General features: G+C 68.1%; 16 protein-coding genes, 1 pseudogene and 1 riboswitch. Of the genes and pseudogenes, 9 read left to right on the forward strand and 8 right to left on the reverse strand.

Translation table 11 applies throughout. The annotated features are described in order from the left end of the window. Positions 1–4: 4 nt before the first annotated feature. Positions 5–946 carry a LysR family transcriptional regulator gene (locus AC1VNX_RS15810; RefSeq protein WP_483157544.1) on the reverse strand — a complete coding sequence of 314 codons (942 nt, stop codon included), beginning with the start codon at positions 944–946 and terminating at the stop codon, positions 5–7. Between the two features lie 145 nt (positions 947–1,091). Here AC1VNX_RS15810 and AC1VNX_RS15815 point away from each other — a divergent pair, with 145 nt between their 5' ends. The 8 genes from AC1VNX_RS15815 (at position 1,092) to AC1VNX_RS15850 (ending at position 8,829) form a co-directional block, all read left to right on the forward strand. Next, positions 1,092–1,865, forward strand: coding sequence for an SDR family oxidoreductase (locus tag AC1VNX_RS15815; protein WP_483157545.1), 774 nt, complete (start codon positions 1,092–1,094; stop codon positions 1,863–1,865). Positions 1,866–1,896: 31 nt separating this feature from the next. After that, complete coding sequence (locus AC1VNX_RS15820) at positions 1,897–2,166, forward strand: hypothetical protein (RefSeq protein ID WP_483157546.1); 270 nt, start codon at positions 1,897–1,899, stop codon at positions 2,164–2,166. Positions 2,167–2,243: 77 nt separating this feature from the next. Continuing rightward, complete coding sequence (gene lgt, locus AC1VNX_RS15825) at positions 2,244–3,074, forward strand: prolipoprotein diacylglyceryl transferase (RefSeq protein WP_483157547.1); 831 nt, start codon at positions 2,244–2,246, stop codon at positions 3,072–3,074. Positions 3,075–3,214: 140 nt separating this feature from the next. Further along, positions 3,215–3,883 carry a GntR family transcriptional regulator gene (locus AC1VNX_RS15830; RefSeq protein WP_184637460.1) on the forward strand — a complete coding sequence of 223 codons (669 nt, stop codon included), beginning with the start codon at positions 3,215–3,217 and terminating at the stop codon, positions 3,881–3,883. Between the two features lie 37 nt (positions 3,884–3,920). Beyond that, positions 3,921–5,387, forward strand: a complete 1,467-nt coding sequence (locus AC1VNX_RS15835; protein WP_483157548.1) for a malonyl-CoA decarboxylase — start codon at positions 3,921–3,923, stop codon at positions 5,385–5,387. 105 nt (positions 5,388–5,492) lie between these two features. Continuing rightward, positions 5,493–6,479: a Bug family tripartite tricarboxylate transporter substrate binding protein gene (locus AC1VNX_RS15840; RefSeq protein ID WP_483157549.1), complete on the forward strand. Its 987-nt coding sequence runs from the start codon at positions 5,493–5,495 to the stop codon at positions 6,477–6,479. After that, positions 6,476–7,264 (forward strand): enoyl-CoA hydratase/isomerase family protein, encoded by a 789-nt coding sequence (locus tag AC1VNX_RS15845; protein WP_483157550.1) that lies wholly within the window; start codon positions 6,476–6,478, stop codon positions 7,262–7,264. Before AC1VNX_RS15840 ends, AC1VNX_RS15845 begins: the two co-directional genes overlap by 4 nt. A 26-nt stretch (positions 7,265–7,290) precedes the next feature. Next, positions 7,291–8,829 (forward strand): malonate--CoA ligase, encoded by a 1,539-nt coding sequence (locus tag AC1VNX_RS15850; RefSeq protein ID WP_483157551.1) that lies wholly within the window; start codon positions 7,291–7,293, stop codon positions 8,827–8,829. Positions 8,830–8,835: 6 nt separating this feature from the next. Here AC1VNX_RS15850 and AC1VNX_RS15855 read toward each other — a convergent pair. Together AC1VNX_RS15855 and AC1VNX_RS15860 are read right to left on the reverse strand one after the other, a co-directional pair. Beyond that, positions 8,836–9,920, reverse strand: a pseudogene (locus tag AC1VNX_RS15855) (phenylacetaldoxime dehydratase family protein). A gap of 17 nt (positions 9,921–9,937) precedes the next feature. Then, entirely contained in the window at positions 9,938–10,948 is a 1,011-nt protein-coding gene (locus AC1VNX_RS15860) for a carbon-nitrogen hydrolase family protein (protein ID WP_483157552.1), read from the reverse strand. Positions 10,949–11,128: 180 nt separating this feature from the next. Here AC1VNX_RS15860 and AC1VNX_RS15865 point away from each other — a divergent pair, with 180 nt between their 5' ends. Further along, a complete protein-coding gene (locus tag AC1VNX_RS15865; protein ID WP_483157553.1) occupies positions 11,129–12,091 on the forward strand; it encodes an AraC-like ligand-binding domain-containing protein in 963 nt (320 codons plus the stop codon). Positions 12,092–12,100: 9 nt separating this feature from the next. On the opposite strand, the gene AC1VNX_RS15870 is transcribed toward AC1VNX_RS15865, so the two are convergent. The 5 genes from AC1VNX_RS15870 to AC1VNX_RS15890 form a co-directional block, all read right to left on the reverse strand. Further along, complete coding sequence (locus AC1VNX_RS15870) at positions 12,101–12,526, reverse strand: universal stress protein (RefSeq protein WP_483157554.1); 426 nt, start codon at positions 12,524–12,526, stop codon at positions 12,101–12,103. An 89-nt stretch (positions 12,527–12,615) separates the two neighbouring features. Then, positions 12,616–13,443 (reverse strand): sulfite exporter TauE/SafE family protein, encoded by an 828-nt coding sequence (locus AC1VNX_RS15875; RefSeq protein ID WP_483157555.1) that lies wholly within the window; start codon positions 13,441–13,443, stop codon positions 12,616–12,618. 281 nt (positions 13,444–13,724) lie between these two features. Further along, the gene (locus tag AC1VNX_RS15880; RefSeq protein WP_483157556.1) at positions 13,725–14,048 is read right to left on the reverse strand and encodes a cell division protein ZapA; all 324 of its coding nucleotides are present in this window, start codon (positions 14,046–14,048) and stop codon (positions 13,725–13,727) included. Then, entirely contained in the window at positions 14,045–14,269 is a 225-nt protein-coding gene (locus tag AC1VNX_RS15885) for a hypothetical protein (RefSeq protein ID WP_019652365.1), read from the reverse strand. Before AC1VNX_RS15885 ends, AC1VNX_RS15880 begins: the two co-directional genes overlap by 4 nt. 114 nt (positions 14,270–14,383) lie before the next feature. Beyond that, positions 14,384–16,105, reverse strand: coding sequence for a ClcB-like voltage-gated chloride channel protein (locus AC1VNX_RS15890; protein ID WP_483157557.1), 1,722 nt, complete (start codon positions 16,103–16,105; stop codon positions 14,384–14,386). A 53-nt stretch (positions 16,106–16,158) separates the two neighbouring features. Beyond that, positions 16,159–16,429, forward strand: a riboswitch (cobalamin riboswitch). The last annotated feature ends 33 nt before the right edge of the window (positions 16,430–16,462 follow it).

Raw genomic sequence — 16,462 nt, forward strand, 5'->3', positions numbered from 1 at the left:
AGGATTAGCGGGCCTTGCGGGTGCGTCCGCCGGCGGGGTGGGCCGGCTTGTCGAGCGCATCTGCCAGCACCGCTTCAAGCCAGCCTACGAAAGCCTGCATGCGCCGCGACAGGTTGCGCCGATGCGGATACACCAGCTGCACCGGCAGCGGCTCGGCGCGCGCGTCGGGCAGCACTTCCACCAGTTCGCCTGCCGCCAGGTGCTCGCGCACGTCGTATGCCGGGATCTGGATCAGGCCCAGCCCGGCCAGCGCGCAGGCGATGTAGGTCTCGGCGTTGTTCGCCGCCACCTGGCTGCGCATGCGCAGGGTGGAGGTTTCGCCGTCGCGCAGCCATTCCCATGGCGCGGCGCGGCCGCTGGTCGGCGAGGCGTAGTTGACGGCCACATGATCCGGCAAGTCGGCCGGGGTGCGCGGCGTGCCGTGGCGCTCCAGGTAAGCGGGGCTCGCGCAGTTGATCAGCGTGAAATGTCCCAGGGGCCGTGCCACCAGGCTGCTGTTGGCCAGGGGGCCGACGCGCAGCGCGCAGTCGATGCCTTCGAGCACGAGATCGACGGCGCGGTCGCTGGAGCCGAGTTCCAGTTCGATGGCCGGGTGGAGCGCGAAGAAGCCCGGCAGCGCAGGTGCGATCAGGCGTCGCGCGATACGGCTGGGCACGTCGACCTTCAACCGCCCGCTCACTTGGCCGCGCGCGGGCAGGAACTGCTGCTCCATGTCCTCCATGTCGGCCACCAGCGCGCGGGCGCGCTCCAGCATCACCTCGCCGTCGGGCGTGAGGCCGACGCGGCGCGTGGTCCGGTGCAGCAGGCGGGAGCCGAGGCGGGTTTCGAGCTGCTGCACTGCAGTGGAGACGCTTGCGCGCGGCAGGCCCAGGCGGTCGGCTGCGCGCGTGAAGCTGCCGGTTTCGGCCACGCGAACGAAGACCTGGAGGAGGTCGATGCGGTCCATTGAAGAAGAGGGGATGGAAGGAGTGTGGATTGTTCGTGAAATCCTGAACAGTCTAGCGCTGGATGTTCTATTTATCTGTCCGATGCCGATCAATAGACTGGCCGCTCCAGTCACACATCCACGCTTCAACCAAGGAGTTCATTCCATGTCCGCACGTACGCTCAAGAACAAAGTCGCCGTCATCGCTGGCGGCGGCAAGAACCTCGGCGCCCTCATCGGCCACCAGCTGGTCGACGGTGGCGCCCGCGGCATCGCCATCCACTACAACAGCGACGCCTCGCGCGCCGATGCCGAGAAGACCGCCGCCGAACTCAAGGCGAAGGGCGCCGACACGCTGCTGGTGCAGGGCGACCTCTCGAAGGTCGAGAACTGCGTCGGCCTGTTCGACAAGGCGGTGAAGCACTTCGGCCAGGTCGACATCGCGATCAACACGGCCGGCGTGGTCATCAAGAAGCCGATCCTCGATGTCACCGAGGCCGACTACGACAAGAGCTTCGACGCCAACGCCAAGGCCGCCTTCTTCTTCATCCAGCAGGCCGGCCGCACGATGGCCGACGGCGGCAGCATCGTCACCCTGGTGAGCTCGCTGCTGGCGGCCTACACGCCGTTCTATGCGATCTACCCGGGCTCGAAGGCGGCGGTGGAGCACTACACGCGCGCTGCGTCCAAGGAGTTCGGCGAACGCGGCATCTCGGTCAACGCCATCGGTCCCGGCCCCATGGACACGCCGTTCTTCTATGGACAGGAAAGCAAGGAGGCCGTGGAGTACCACAGCAGCGCCGCCGCGCTCAGCAAGTTCTCGAAGAAGGGCCTGACCGACATCGAGGACATCGCGCCCATCGTGCGCTTCCTGGTCACCGAGGGCTGGTGGATCACCGGGCAGACGATCTTCGCGAACGGCGGCTACACCACGCGTTGATCGGGCAAGATGCCGCCAGGAGGAAAACGACATGCACACGATCATGGTGATGGGCGGCGGCTTCGTGCTGCTGGTGGTGTTCCTGCTGGCCGGGCGCCTGCTCGGCGATGGCTCCTCGGCGGCGCTGGCCGTCGCGGCCAAGTGGTTCATTCCGGCGTGGTTCGTCGGCGCGGGCATCAACATGGCCGTGGGCGTGATCAAGGCCGGGTATTCGGTGGCCGAGGAGCTGCCGATCTTCCTGCTGATCTTCGCGGTGCCGGCCGTGGTGGCGGGGCTGCTGTGGTGGAAATTCGGGCGCTGACCGGCGGCCTGAACGCCCCTCGAATCTCCTAAAAGCCCCGACCCGGCCACGACATCGGGCCGGGGCACAATCCGCGGATGCTCATGTATCCGCATATCGACCCCATCGCCCTGCAAATCGGGCCGGTGGCCATCCACTGGTATGGCCTGACCTACCTGGCCGCGTTTGCGCTGTTCTACTTCCTCGGCACGCGCCGCTTGCGGCACGAGCCGTTCCGCAGGCTGGTGGATGCCGGCGTGTGGCAACGCCGGGACATCGAGGACATTCTTTTCCTCGGCGTGATGGGCGTCATCGTCGGCGGGCGGCTGGGCTACTGCCTGTTCTACAAGCCCGAGTTCTATCTCACGCATCCGCTCGAAATCCTCTACGTGTGGCAGGGCGGCATGAGCTTCCACGGCGGGCTGCTCGGCGTGATCGGCGCGATGGTGTGGTTCTCGTACTCGCGCAAGCGTGCGTTCTGGCAGGTGATGGACTTCGTCTCGCCCTGCGTGCCGACGGGCCTCGCGGCCGGCCGCGTGGGCAATTTCATCAACGGCGAGCTGTGGGGCCGCTTCAGCAGCCCCGACCTGCCTTGGGGCATGGTGTTTCCGCAGAGCGGATCAATGCTGCCGCGCCATCCCTCGCAGGTCTACCAGTTCCTGCTCGAGGGGCTGCTGCTCTTCGTCGTGATGTGGCTCTACGCGCGCAAGGAGCGCAAGCAGGGGCAGGTGGCTTCTGTGTTCCTCATCGGCTACGGCGTGCTGCGCTTCGTCGCGGAGTATTTCCGCGAGCCCGACGACTTCCTCGGCCTGCGGGCGCTCGACCTGAGCCAGGGGCAGTGGCTCAGCATCCCGATGATCGTCGCGGGCATCGCGCTGTGGCTGTGGTTCGGCCGCACCGGCGGCAAGGCTGCCACCGCGCGCGCCTGAGCTTCCGGGCGCAGGGGCTCATTGAGCCCTAAGTTTTCAGGGTAAGTCCCAGCCGCGCACGCGATGCGCGGCACTTGCGTCTGGCCGTGCACGGGCTCAGAATTACGCGTAATTACAGGAAATTATGCGGCCCTGATCCCATGCGCCTGGTCCCCAACTCCCTGCACGACGAAGTCGCCGCCACGCTGCGCGAGCAGATCTTCGACGGCTCCCTGGCTCCCGGCAGCTTCGTCGATGAAACGGCGCTGTGCGAGCGGCTTTCCATCTCCCGCACGCCGCTGCGCGAAGCGCTCAAGGTGCTCACCGCCGAAGGCCTGCTGCGGCACGAGCCGCGGCGCGGCTGCTTCGTCAACGAGGTGACCGAGCGCGACCTCGACGAGATCTTCCCCGTCATCGCTTTGCTCGAAGGCCGCTGCGCCTACGAGGCGGCCCGCAACGCCAGCGACGCCGAGCTGCAGGAGCTCGACGCCCTGCACGAGCGCCTAGTGCGCCACGCCAGGGCCAAGCGCATCAACGACTACTACGCCACCAATCACATCATCCACGAGGCGATCATCAAGCTGGCCGACAACAAGTGGCTGGCCCAGGTGATCGGCGACCTGCGCAAGATCCTCAAGCTCGCCCGGCTGCAGCAGCTGCATGCGCCGGGGCGGCTCGACCAGAGCCTGTCGGAGCACCTGGCCGTGTTCGCGGCGCTGAAGGCGCGCGACAGCGAAGGCGCCGACGCCGCCATGCGCACGCACCTGACCCGCCAGCGCGAGGCGCTGCGCGAGGTCGCGCGCCAGCAGAAATCCAGGGTGATGTCGTGACAAGCGTGACAACCCCCTCAAGCATTGGAGTGCCCCGATGAGTGCGACCGAATGGTTCCAGGCGCGGCTGCGTTCTGGCGAGAAGTCCAAAGTGCCCGTGGCGCCCGAAGGCGCGGCGAAGAGCGCACCGAAGAACGCGCCCAAGCCCAGCGCGCGCCCGACCGCCGAGCGCCTGCAGGCCACGCTGCGCAAGGCCGACGAGGCCCTGTCGCCGCGCGCGTTGCGCCGCGTGCTGGCCGACCTGCAGGCGGTGATCGACCCGCGCGTGAGCGAGGTCGAGGGCGGCCGCCGCGCCCATGCCATTGCCGACGCCTACCGCGCCGCCACACCCGACGAGCGCCGCGACTACTGGGCGCTCATGAGCGAGCATTTCGCCGCCGATGCGCAAAAGCTCAAGACCGCGCGCGACCAGCACCAGGCGGCCGTCGGCACGCCCGACGAGGGCCAGGCCGAGCTGCGCCTGCGCCGCGCGCTGGTGTCGCCGCGCATGCGCCTGCTGCAGCGCTTCGCGGTCGAGCCCGAGGGCATGCGCTTTCTGGTGGACCTGCGCGCCGACCTGCTGCCGTGCCTGAAGGCCGACAAGCGTCTGCTCGCGCTCGATGCCGAACTCGAACAGCTCTTCTCCACCTGGTTCGACGTCGCCTTCCTCGAGCTTCGCCGCATCGACTGGGATTCGCCGGCTTCGCTGATCGAGAAGCTCATCCGCTACGAGGCGGTGCACGACATCAAGAGCTGGTCCGACGTGAAGAACCGGCTCGACGACAGCGACCGCCGCTGCTACGGCTTCTTCCATCCGCGCCTGCCCAACGAGCCGCTGATCTTCGTCGAGGTGGCGCTGGTCGACCGCATCAGCGCCGGCATCACGCCGCTGCTCGACGAAACCGCCGTGCCGGTGCCGGCTGCCCGGGCCACCACCGCGATCTTCTATTCGATCAGCAACACGCAGAACGGCCTGCGCGGCGTGAGCTTCGGCGACTCGCTCATCAAGCGCGTGGTCGAGACGCTTCAGGAAGAGCTGCCGCGCCTGAAAACCTTCGCCACGCTTTCGCCGATTCCGGGTTTTCGCACCTGGCTGGCGAAGAATGCCGCCGACCTGCTGCCGCGCATCGACGAGAAGCGCGAAGCCGAGCTGGGCCGCCTCGTCGGCTCGGTGCCGCCCACGGCAGAGCGCCTGCTCGCCGCGGCGGACGGCGCCGCCAGCCTGGACGCCAAGTCGCCATTGCGCCAGTGGCTGATGCAGGCCGCCGCCGAGTACCTTGGCCGCGCGCTGGTCGATGGCACGCCGGCCGACCCGGTGGCGCGCTTCCACCTGGGCAACGGCGCGCGCGTCGAACGCCTGAACTGGGCGGGCGATCCGTCGGCCAAGGGGCACAAGCAGTCCTATGGACTCATGGTCAACTACCTCTATGACCTCAAGCGCCTGGACAAGCACCGCACCTGGCTGGCCGAGGGTAAGGTGGCCGTATCGGGAGACGTCGAAAGCCTGTATTTCAAAAAAGGCTGAAGTCCGCGAAAGAGAAAGTCGAAGCAGAGCAAGGAGCCGGTGTACCCAAGGCCGGCAGCCGCACGGGGCGGCAAGATCCACAACGACACACAGGAGATGAGACAAATGAACCCAAGCTTTCAGCGCCGCGACGTGCTGCGCGTGGCCGCCGCCGGTGCCGCCGTTCTGTGCGGTGCCGCGCGGGCCCAGCAGGGCTGGCCGACGAAGCCCGTGACGATGATCGTGCCGTTCCCGGCCGGTGGCGGCACGGATGCCTTCGCGCGGCCGCTGTCGGGGCAGTTCTCGCGCGTCGCGGGCCAGACGCTGGTGATCGACAACCGAGGCGGGGCAGGGGGCACGCTGGGCGCGAGCATTGCCGCCAAGGCGCCGGCCGACGGCTACACGCTCTTCATGGGCGCGGTGCATCACGCGATCGCTCCGTCCATCTATCCGAAGCTCGACTACGACATCGAGAAGGACTTCGTGCCGCTGATGCTGCTGGCCAACGTGCCGCAGGTGGTGGTCATCAACCCGAAGCGGGTGCAGGCCAACACCATCCAGGAGTTCATTGCCCTGGTGAAGCGCAACCCCGGCAAGTTCAACTACGGCTCGGCCGGCTCGGGCACCTCGCACCACCTGGCGGGCGAGCTCTTCAAGATCCAGACCGGCACCTTCATCACCCACATCCCGTATCGCGGCGCGGGCCCGGCACTGTCCGACCTGATCTCGGGCAACGTCGACCTGATGTTCGATGGCCTGGGCTCCTCGGCGCAGCACATCAAGAGCGGCCGCATCAAGGCGCTGATGGTGGCCGGCACCAAGCGCAACCCGGCGTTCCCCGACGTGCCCTGCGCCGCCGAGGTGGGCCTGCCCGAATACACCGTGACCACCTGGTACGGCCTGTGGGCGCCCAAGGGCACGCCGGCCGACACGCAGGCCCGCGCCATCGACGACATGAAGAAGGCGCTGGCCACCGACGACCTGAAGGCCATCTGGGCCCAGAACGGTTCCGAGATCCCGAACCTCACCACCACCGCCTACGGCAGCTTCGTGAACGCCGAGATCAAGCGATGGGCCGCGGTGGTGAAGGCCTCGGGCGCCAAGCTCGAATGACGACTGAAAGCCATATCTCCCTGCGCCGCGACGGCGATGGCGCCATCGCGTTCGTCACGCTGTCGAACCCGGGGCGCCTCAACGCCATGACGCGCGCCATGTGGCGCGAGCTGCGCGCGCTGTTCGACGGCCTGCGCAGCGAGGCGGACAGCGCCCTGCGCTGCGTCGTCGTGCGCGGCGAGGGCGGCGCCTTCTGCGCGGGCGGCGACATTTCGGAGTACCCGTCGTTCCGTTTCAGCGAACCCAGCCTGCGCGAGTTCCACGAGAACGAGGTCTGGGCCGCGCTGCAGGCGATGCTCGACTGCCCGCTGCCGCTGGTTGCGCAGATCGAGGGCGCCTGCATGGGCGCGGGCATCGAGATCGCGAGCTGCTGCGACATCCGGCTGGCCGGCACTTCCGCGAAGTTCGGCGCGCCTATCGCCAAGCTCGGTTTCCCGATGGCGCCTCGCGAGGCCGCGCTGGTGCATGGCGCCATTGGCGACGTGCTCGCGCGCGACATGTTGCTGGCCGCCGGTGTGCACGGCGCCCAGCGCCTTTACGACGCGGGCTTCCTGCTGCAGGTGCTTCCCGACAACGAGGTGCCGCTGGCCGCGCAGTCGCACGCCGCGCGCATCGCGGCTCTTTCCCCGCAGGCTGCGCGCCTGCACAAGGCCACTTTCGCCGCGCTGCGTGCCGGCGCTCCCTCGGCCCACGGCCTACTCGCCACGGCCTACGATTACGCCGACTCCGCGGAACACCGCGAGGGCATCGCCGCCTTTCTCGCCAAGCGAACCCCGAATTTCTGAAGCCAAGCAAGCAATCGATCGTCCGAATGAAGAAGTCCGCCAACGCCAACCTGTTCGCCGCCCTGCGCGCGGCCTTTCCCGCTGACCTCGACGCCATCGCCGTCGAAACCGACAGCGGCCTGTTCTATTCCTGGCGCGACCTGGAGCGCGCCAGCGCCATGATCGCCAACCTGCTCGACGCCCTCGGGCTGGAGAAGGGCGCGCGCATCGCGGTGCAGGTCGAGAAGTCGGTCGAGGCCATGCTGCTGTACCTCGCCACGCTGCGCGCGGGCTATGTGTTCCTGCCGCTGAACACCGCCTACCAGAGCGCCGAGATCGAGTACTTCATCGGCAACGCCGAGCCGGCCGTGGTGGTGTGCACCAGCCGCAATGCGTCGTGGGTCGCGCCCATCGCCACCGCGGCGGGCACGAAGCACGTCTTCACGCTGGACGACGACCGCACCGGCACGCTGCTCGACGTGGCCGCCCAGTGCAGCGACCAGCACGTGCCTGCGCAGCGCAAGGCCGACGACATGGCCGCCATCCTCTACACCAGCGGCACCACCGGGCGCAGCAAGGGCGCGATGCTCACGCACGGCAACCTGCTGTCTAACGCCGAGGTGCTGAAGGACTACTGGGGCTGGACCGAGGGCGACGTGCTGATCCACGCGCTGCCCATCTTCCACGTGCACGGCCTGTTCGTCGCGCTGCACGGCGCGCTGCTCAACGGCAGCAAGATCCTGTGGTTCGCCAAGTTCGACCCGAAGCGCGTCGTGCAGAAGCTGCCCGAGGCGACCGTGTTCATGGGCGTGCCCACGCTGTACGTGCGCCTGCTGGCCGAGCCGGGCCTCACGCGCGAGGCGGTGCGCAACATGCGCCTGTTCGTCGCGGGCTCGGCGCCGCTGCTCATCGAGACCTTCGACGAATGGCGCGAGCGCACCGGCCACACCATCCTGGAGCGCTACGGCATGAGCGAGACGGTCATGCTCACCTCCAACCCCTACCGGCCGGAGCAGGGCGAGCGACGCGGCGGCACCGTCGGCTTCGCGCTGCCGGGCGTGCAGCTGCGCGTGCGCGACGACAGCGGGCGCGACTGCACCACCGACGAGATCGGCAACATCGAGGTCAGCGGTCCCAACGTGTTCGCGGGCTACTGGCGCATGCCCGAGAAGACGAAGGAGGAGTTCACCGCCGACGGCTTCTTCAAGACCGGCGACGTGGGCAAGATCGACGGCCGGGGCTACATCACCATCGTCGGGCGCAGCAAGGATCTGATCATCAGCGGCGGCTACAACGTGTACCCCGCCGAGATCGAGGGCTACATCAACGAGATGGCCGGCGTGGCCGAGAGCGCCGTGGTCGGCGTGCCGCACCCCGACTTCGGCGAGGTGGGCGTGGCCATCGTCATTCCCAAGGCGGGCGCTGCGCTCGACGGCGACGCCATCGTGGCGGAGCTGAAGTCGAAGCTCGCCAACTTCAAGATCCCCAAGCGCTGCTTCGTGGTGCCCGAGCTGCCGCGCAACGCCATGGGCAAGGTGCAAAAGGCGCTGCTGCGCACCGAGCACAAGGGCCTGTTCGCGGCCTGAGCGCGTTCAGGCCGCAGCTATTGCGGGCGCGAGTCCGTTCATCAGCCCGCTGCCCGCGTGGCAGTTGACGTACTCGTAGCTCTGCTCGTCGGCCTTGAGCACCGACACCTCGTGGTACACGCGCAGCTGCAGCTGGAAGTTCAGCGCCTGCACGTAGCGCATGAAGCTGCCGAAGATCGCGACGTGCGTGGGGTGCGACTCGGCCCAGCGCTCCATGTCGGCCAGCGAGCGCCACCAGCTCAGGCCGAAGGACTTCTGCAGCGGCGTGCCCTGCGCGTCGAGGTGGCGCATGTAGCGGTTGCTGTAGCAGCCGATGCCCAGCCCCTGGTCGCGCAGGAAGTCCATGCCCTCGCGCAGCACCGGCTCCATGTCCTGCAGATAGAGCGTGCGTTCCTGGCCGGTGGTCTCGGTCCATTCCTGGCCGGAGCGGATCATCGCGACGTTCTCGTGGCCCGCGATGCGCACGCGCTGCCCCGGCGCCGGCGCGCCCGCGATCACCGCGCGCGTGCCCGAAGGCGCCATCGCATCGGTCTGCGAGAGCGCAATGCGGTCGCGCATCGAACCCCAGTAACCGTGCTCCTGCAGCTCCCCGCTGACCCCGCCCATCACCACGCCGACGCCTTCGAAGCGATCGGGCGTGTTGAACATGGTCTCGAAGTGCTCGACGCGCGGCGAGGCGATCTCGCGGAAGTAGCCGAGGCCCTCCTTGAGCCGCTCTTCGGCGCGCCACCAGGCATCGATCGCGGGCGTCGCGCACCAGCGTGCATAGGCGGCGGGATCGCTCCAGTAGGCGATGGCGATCATGTTGTCGAAGTGTTGTCGAAGCCTTCGGCATCGACGTAGTGCGTCAGGTCGTGATGGCCGGGGCCGTCGGGCAGGGCGAAGTCGCGCGCGATCTTCATCAGCGCTGCGCAGGCGCGGCCCTGCATTTCGGGGCCGCGCGACTGCACGCCGAAATAGCCCATCACGACCTGCTTCACCGAGACCGGAGCCCGCGCCGACCACACGGGGTAGGGCGGCACGTAGTCGTCTTCCACGCGGCGATGCCGCGTGCGGGGGCACTTCAGGTGCTCGTCGATGGCGGATTCCATGGCGTGCCTCCGGTGCTTCAGGCTGCGACCGCTTCAGGCGCGCTGGCTTCGGGCTCCGGCGACGTCGCCTGCTGCACCACGACAGGCTCGCGGCGCGTCTTGTTCAGCAGCAGCTGCGTGACGTCGGGCCGCGAGTAGTGGCCGCTGGGGTCGGCTGCCGCCTTGGCGAGCGGGATCATGCCGAGGTCGATGTCGGCGACGACCAAACCTTCCTCGTCTTCCGCCAGCGGCGCGCCCAGCGGCGAACCGTCGGGTGCGTAGATGCGCGCATAACCGCCGCCGGTGCGCAGCATCTGCTGCTTGCCGGCGTCGGTACACATCAGCTCGCTCATGGCCTTCGACACGGTGGCGCAGGGCGCGACCACGAAGCACTGCCCCTCGGCCGCGTAGACCTGGCTCGCGGCATTGTTGACCTCGGGCCCCAGCGCGTAGGCCGCACCACGGTACAGCGAGAAGCTCGGCCATGCGCCGCAGTGGATCTGCTCGTTCTGAGAGTACATCGCGTACTTGCTCAGCGGCTGCAGGTGCTCCCAGCACGAGAGCGAGCCGATGTTGCCCAGCGGCGTGCGGACCACGGCGAGGTCGGAGCCGTCGCCTTCGCCGAACACCGTGCGCTCCACATGCGTGGGCTTGAGCTTGCGCCGCGTCTGCACCGTCTCGCCCTGGTCGTCGATGAGCGCCTGCGCGATGTAGAGGCTGCCGGCGGCCTTCTCGCTGTAGCCCAGCGAGACCCAGATTCCGAGACTGCGCGCGGCCTCCTTGATGCGGTCGAACTCGGCCGAGCCGACGACCAGCGAGTTGTCGTGGTAGCGCTGCACGAACTGCATGCCCCAGGCCGGCGAATCGAGCCAGATCCACCACGGGTAGCCGGGCACCCAGGTCTCGGGAAAGGCGATGAGCTTCACGCCCTGTTTCGCGGCCTGCGTCATGAGGTCGATGGTTTTGTCGACGGTGCCGTCGAGGTCGAGGAACACGGGGGCGGCCTGCACTGCGGCAACGCGCAGCTTGGGGTGGACGGTGGTCGGCATGAGGCTTCTCCAGATGCAATGAAAGTAACGAGGCGTGGTCCGCAGGCACCGGGTTTGCGCTGTGGCATGCGGGTTGCTTGAAGCGTAGATTCGCGCCGCCTGAACGCCTTGACCCGGTTTGGCGGCGTTCTTGTTCCAGCGTTGCATCCGTTCGTTGCCCAGGCCTTCCGAGGAATCTCCATGACCCAGCTGCTCAGCACCGACGCCGTCCCGCGCGACCAGCGGCTCGCCTACTGGACCGACATGATCTGCAACGTCTACGTGCAGCTCGGCTGCGACCCGGTGCGCGAGGGCGAAGCCGGCGATTTCGAAGGCAGCATCCGCCAGCACACGCTGCCCGGGCTCGACGTGTCGGTCGTCACCTCGGGCCCGCAGAAGGTGATGCGCACGCCGGGGCACATCTCGCATTCCAGCGACGACTACTTCCTCGTGAGCATCCAGGCGCGCGGCCAGGGCGTGGTGAGGCAGGACGGCCGCGACGCGGTGCTGTCTGCCGGCGACTTCGCGCTGTACGACAGCACGCGGCCCTACCAGTTGCTCTTCGACCAGTCTTTCGAGCAGATCGTGCTCAAGCTGCCCGGCGAGCGCCTGCGCAGCGAGCTGCGCGATACACAGGCGCTCACGGCCACCACCGTTTCAGGCCGTGAGGGCGCGGGGCATCTGCTGCTGGGCATGATCCGCACGCTGCGCGAGGACATCGACACGCTGCAGCCGGCCTCGGCTCTCGCGGTGGCCAACGGCGTGCAGAACATCCTGGTGGCGGGGCTGCAGACCCTGCCGGCGGCGAGCGCGCCTTCGCTCAGCAATCTGGCGGCTTACCATCTCGCGCGCGTGAAGCGGCGCATCGACGAGCAGCTGGCCGATCCGTCACTCTCGGTGAGCACGCTGGCGACCGGGCTGGGGGTGTCGGTGAGCCACATCCACCGCGTGTTCAAGAGCGAGCCGCTCACGCCCTCGCAGTACATCTGGGAGCGCAGGCTGGAGGCATGCAGCCGCGACCTGCTGGAGCCGCGCCTTGCGGGCCGCCCCGTGGCCGACATCGCCTATGGCAGGGGATTCAACGACGCGGCGCATTTCAGCCGCGCGTTCAAGGAGCGATTCGGCTGCTCGCCGCGCGAATGGCGGCAGCAGCGCACGCAGTAGCAGGCTGGCTTACTGCACCAGCAGCACCGTGGTGTTCGTCTCGGCGATCACCTTGGTGGCGACGGAGCCCATCAGCGCGCGGCCCAGGATGCCGTGGCCGTGCGTGCCCAGCACGATCAGCCCCGCCTGCGCAGCCGCGGCCGACTTGAGGATTTCCTCCGCGATGTGGCCGTGGCGCGCATCGACCGTGTAGTTCGTGATGCCCTGCGCAGCGAGCTGCGCCTTCACCGGCTCGATCACCTTGGCGCTTTCCTCGGCGTAGTAATCGGAGACGATCTCCTTGCTGAGGTGGCGCGTGACGTGGCCCGAGATGCCGGTGCACACGTGCACGATGACCAGTTCGTGGCCGTCCACGAACATGGCGCGGTTGGCAACAAGATAAGCCAGCGCCTTCTGCGTGTAGGCGCTCCCGTCGACTGCGATGAGGATTTTCATGGCCCCGTTATACGGCGCGTGCCGCGCAGGCGGCAACGAGTCGCACCGAAGGCCGAAGGGCTATGCGCCTCCGGAAGATCAGCCGCGAATCAGCCGTGCAAGCCCTTCCAGAGCATGTAGGCCGCCAGCATGTAGAGGATGCTCGCGAACACGCGCTTGAGCTTCTTCACGGGCAGGCTGTGCGCCGCCTTCGCGCCCAGCGGCGCGGTCAGCACGCTGCACAGGGCGATCACCGCCAGCGCAGGCAGCCAGATGTAGCCGAAGGAACCTGCCGGCAGGCCCTGCACCGACTGCCCGCTCACCGCATAGCCCAGCACGTTCGCCACCGCGATAGGAAAACCCAGCGCCGCGCTGGTGGCCACCGCGTTGTGGATGGAGATGTTGCACCACGTCATGAACGGCACGCTGATGAAGCCGCCGCCGGCACCCACCAGGCCCGAGATGAAGCCGATGGCGCCGCCCGCCGCGAGCTGGCCGCCGGTGCCCGGCATCTGCCGCGTGGGCGCGGGCTTCTTGTCGAGGAACATCTGCGTGGCCGAGAAGCCCACGAAGAGCGCGAAGAAGATCGCCAGCGCCGTGCCCTTGAGCAGCGAGAACACGCCCAGGCTGCCCACCAGGCTGCCGATGACGATGCCGGGCGCGAGCCGCCGCACGATGTCCCAGCGCACGGCGCCGCGCTTGTGGTGCGCGCGCACGCTCGACACAGAGGTGAAGATGATGGTCGCCATCGAGGTCGCGATGGCCATCTTCACCGAAAGATCGGCCGGCGCGCCGCGGTGGCCCATGATGATCGTGATGAACGGCACCATCAGCATGCCGCCGCCGATGCCCAGCAGGCCTGCGAGAAAACCGGTGCCGAGCCCGAGGGCGGCGAGTTCGGCGATGAGGATGGGGTCGAGCAGGCTGGAGACGTTCACGGAAATTCTGTATCGCAAAAAGCAACGGCCCCGAGCAGTGTGTGCAGGGGGCCGTGGCGGAAATAGGTGTCTGCAAGTGGGCGCCGGACTCGCATCCTGAACCGGGGTTCAGGTGGGCGAGGGCAGCAGGACTTCGGGTTCATCTGACGCGAGATGATCACACCCGTCGAGCGATTTACCAAGCCCGGCTCCGTAGAGCATTGGAACAAGGACATATAAAGCCCAACGCGCACCGCAGACGAATCGGATTTTACGCTCCGCCCCGCAGCCGGGGAACCCGTTCAGAGCAAATGTCCATCGCCCGCCAGGGCCTGATCGAGTCTTTGAATGAGTTGGGCGGCCTTCGGGTCGGTGTCTGTGGTATCTGCGGCAACGGCAGGCGCGGGCGCCGCGGTGGCGGCGGCCTGCTGCGCGGCGAGGTCGAACGCCAGGTTCAGCGACGCCAGCACCGCGATGCGGTCGCGGGCCTTGACTTTTCCCGCGTCGCGGATCTTGCACATGGCGGTATCCACGCGTTCGACGGCTTCGCGCAGCTGCGCCTCGCCGCCATCGGGACAGCCGAGCAGATAGCTCTGTCCCATGATCTGTACTTCAATCTGCTTCATGCGGGGGAATCTTCGGAAGGTGGTTCAGCCGGCAACCGTTCGAGCAGGGCGTCGAGGCGCGTGCGGGCCGCGACGAGCCGCGACTTCAGAGCGTCGCGTTCGCGCGTGAGCGCATCGACCTGTTCCTGCAGCAGCGCGTTGGTGCGCTGCACCTCTTCGTGACGCACGAGCAGTCGTTCGACGCGCTCGGCGATCTGGTCGATGGGGCTGGAGGCGGGCATGGTTGGCGATTGTAGTTTCCCGGGGAGGCGGTCCCGCCGAGGCCGGACGCGGCGCCCGGCATGCCCGGGATTCTGCGGCTTTGCCGCCCGCCGATCAAACCCTTCGTCGGGCGCTCAGCCCTCGCTCAGCCGCACGTAGGTGGCCAGCAGCGCGCTCTTGGCGACCACGCCCAGCAGCACCGGGTTGGCGGCGCTCTCGATCAGCGGCAGCCGCTCGCCGAGGTGGTCGAGAAAGCGCTGCAGCGCCTCGCCCAGCCCGGTGTCGGCGGTGATCGGCAGGATCGCCTGCGAGAGCAGGGCGCCGGCCGTCGTCTCCTGCGGCGCGGTACCGAGCGAGGAGAGGGGCACCACGCCCAGGTAGCGGTTGCCCGCGTCCACCACGTACAGGTACTTCACGGGGTACTGCAGAAAGAGCTTGCTCATCGCCTCGCGGTCCGCCTGCGGGCCGACCACGGTTTCGGCCGGCTGCACCAGGTCGCGCATGTGCAGCCCGCGCAGGCGCATCTGGTCGTCGCGCTGGGCATTGCGGTGCAGCGTGATCTCGTACATCGAGCCCGCGTTGGCCGAGCGCGCCACGAAGTACGCGATGACGCTCGCGGCCATCAGCGGCAGCATGACCTGGTAGCTCAGCGTCATCTCGAAGATCATCAATATCGCCATCAGCGGCGCTTGCGTGGCCCCCGCGAGGAACGCTCCCATGCCGACGATCGCGTAGGCAAAAGGCGCCGAGCTCGCTGCCGGCCACAGTGCCTGCACGCCTTGGCCGAAGAGGGCGCCGATCATGCAGCCGAAGAAGAGCGCGGGCGTGAACACCCCGCCCACCGCGCCCGAACCTGCGGTTGCCATCGTCGCCACCGCCTTGGCGAGCAGCACCATCGCGATCAGCGTCCACGCCCACGGCGTGTGCAGCACCGAATTGACCACGCTGTAGCCGTTGCCCCAGACCTCCGGCATCGGCACCGACACCGCGCCCATGACCAGCCCGCCCAGCGCAAGCCGCCAGGGCAGCGCCAGCGGCAGCCGCGAGAACAGCGCCCGGCTGCCCTGCAGCGCGCGCAGGAAGCCCACCGCCGCGAAACCCAGCAGCACGCCGAGCACGCAGAACAGCACGACCTCGGTGCCGTGGATCTCCGGGAACGGCGGCATCCTGTAAGGCGGCTGGTAGCCCGGCAGCGCGCGCATCGCGACGTTGGCGACCACCGAGGCGATGATGATCGGCCCCACGCTCTCCATCGCGATGGAGCCCAGCACGATCTCCGCGACGAAGAAGGCGCCGGCGATGGGAGCGTTGTAGGCGGCGGTGAGGCCGGCCGCCGCGCCGCAGGCCACCAGGAGCCGCAGCCGCTCGGCCGGAAAGCGGAACACCCGCCCCAGCAGCGAGGACGCCAGCGCCGCCAGCTGCACCATCGAGCCCTCGCGCCCGATGGAACCGCCGGTGCCGATACTCACCAGCGACGACGCGCTGCGCGCCAGCGTCTGCGCCACCGGGATGCGTCCGTCGCCGAGCACGATGGCTTCCATGTAGTCCGACGTGGCGCTGCGCTGCGCCACGCGCCTGGCCAGCACCAGCAGCAGCCCCGCCACCAAACCGCCCAGCGTGGGGCATGCGATGCGCGCCCACCAAGGCAGATGCTTCGCCATCGCCACCAGCCCTTCGCCGGGACCGAGCACCAGGTGCTCGAAGGCGAGAAGCGCGGCGCGGAACAGTTCGGTCGCCAGCGTGCCCAGCAGCCCGGCCACGATGGACCACAGCAGCATCGACTGCCAGCCCGAGACACCGAAAAGTCGCTGCAGCGCCGAACGCAGATTCAGGAAGATCGAGGCGGGCCGCATCATGGCTGTCGATGTTAGCGGGGGCGCAACTTTCGACTTAAGCCCTGCCGGGCAGCGCATAAAATCGCCCCGTTGGTGCTCGCGCCGTGGTTCGCACGGCGCAGTTCAACGGGAAGCAGGAGTGGAAGCCTCCCGGTCGATCGTATGGGATCGCATCGGACCAAGGCCGAAGCCGCCTGCGCTGCCCCCGCAACGGTCAAGCAGACGGTGCCGCAAGGTGCCAACCCCTTTCCATCGAAGCCACTGGATGCCCTGAAACAGGCGTCTGGGAAGGCGGCAAGGAGTCGTTCTGCCAGCCCGGATACCGGCCAACAAGGCGGCTGCCGCATGCGTCGAAGATGAATGACGAACGCATGCGCG

This window comes from Variovorax sp. TLI9-5A (assembly GCF_056867935.1).

Bases quoted from the DNA above. Each gene is read 5' to 3' on its own strand.
- AC1VNX_RS15820 (WP_483157546.1), top strand. From the start codon at position 1,897: ATGCACACGATCATGGTGATGGGCGGCGGCTTCGTGCTGCTGGTGGTG.
- AC1VNX_RS15890 (WP_483157557.1), bottom strand. From the start codon at position 16,105: ATGATGCGGCCCGCCTCGATCTTCCTGAATCTGCGTTCGGCGCTGCAG.
- AC1VNX_RS15870 (WP_483157554.1), bottom strand. From the start codon at position 12,526: ATGAAAATCCTCATCGCAGTCGACGGGAGCGCCTACACGCAGAAGGCG.
- AC1VNX_RS15850 (WP_483157551.1), top strand. From the start codon at position 7,291: ATGAAGAAGTCCGCCAACGCCAACCTGTTCGCCGCCCTGCGCGCGGCC.
- AC1VNX_RS15810 (WP_483157544.1), bottom strand. From the start codon at position 946: ATGGACCGCATCGACCTCCTCCAGGTCTTCGTTCGCGTGGCCGAAACC.
- lgt (WP_483157547.1), top strand. From the start codon at position 2,244: ATGCTCATGTATCCGCATATCGACCCCATCGCCCTGCAAATCGGGCCG.
- AC1VNX_RS15885 (WP_019652365.1), bottom strand. From the start codon at position 14,269: ATGCCCGCCTCCAGCCCCATCGACCAGATCGCCGAGCGCGTCGAACGA.
- AC1VNX_RS15880 (WP_483157556.1), bottom strand. From the start codon at position 14,048: ATGAAGCAGATTGAAGTACAGATCATGGGACAGAGCTATCTGCTCGGC.
- AC1VNX_RS15835 (WP_483157548.1), top strand. From the start codon at position 3,921: ATGAGTGCGACCGAATGGTTCCAGGCGCGGCTGCGTTCTGGCGAGAAG.
- AC1VNX_RS15860 (WP_483157552.1), bottom strand. From the start codon at position 10,948: ATGCCGACCACCGTCCACCCCAAGCTGCGCGTTGCCGCAGTGCAGGCC.
- AC1VNX_RS15815 (WP_483157545.1), top strand. From the start codon at position 1,092: ATGTCCGCACGTACGCTCAAGAACAAAGTCGCCGTCATCGCTGGCGGC.
- AC1VNX_RS15830 (WP_184637460.1), top strand. From the start codon at position 3,215: ATGCGCCTGGTCCCCAACTCCCTGCACGACGAAGTCGCCGCCACGCTG.
- AC1VNX_RS15840 (WP_483157549.1), top strand. From the start codon at position 5,493: ATGAACCCAAGCTTTCAGCGCCGCGACGTGCTGCGCGTGGCCGCCGCC.
- AC1VNX_RS15845 (WP_483157550.1), top strand. From the start codon at position 6,476: ATGACGACTGAAAGCCATATCTCCCTGCGCCGCGACGGCGATGGCGCC.
- AC1VNX_RS15865 (WP_483157553.1), top strand. From the start codon at position 11,129: ATGACCCAGCTGCTCAGCACCGACGCCGTCCCGCGCGACCAGCGGCTC.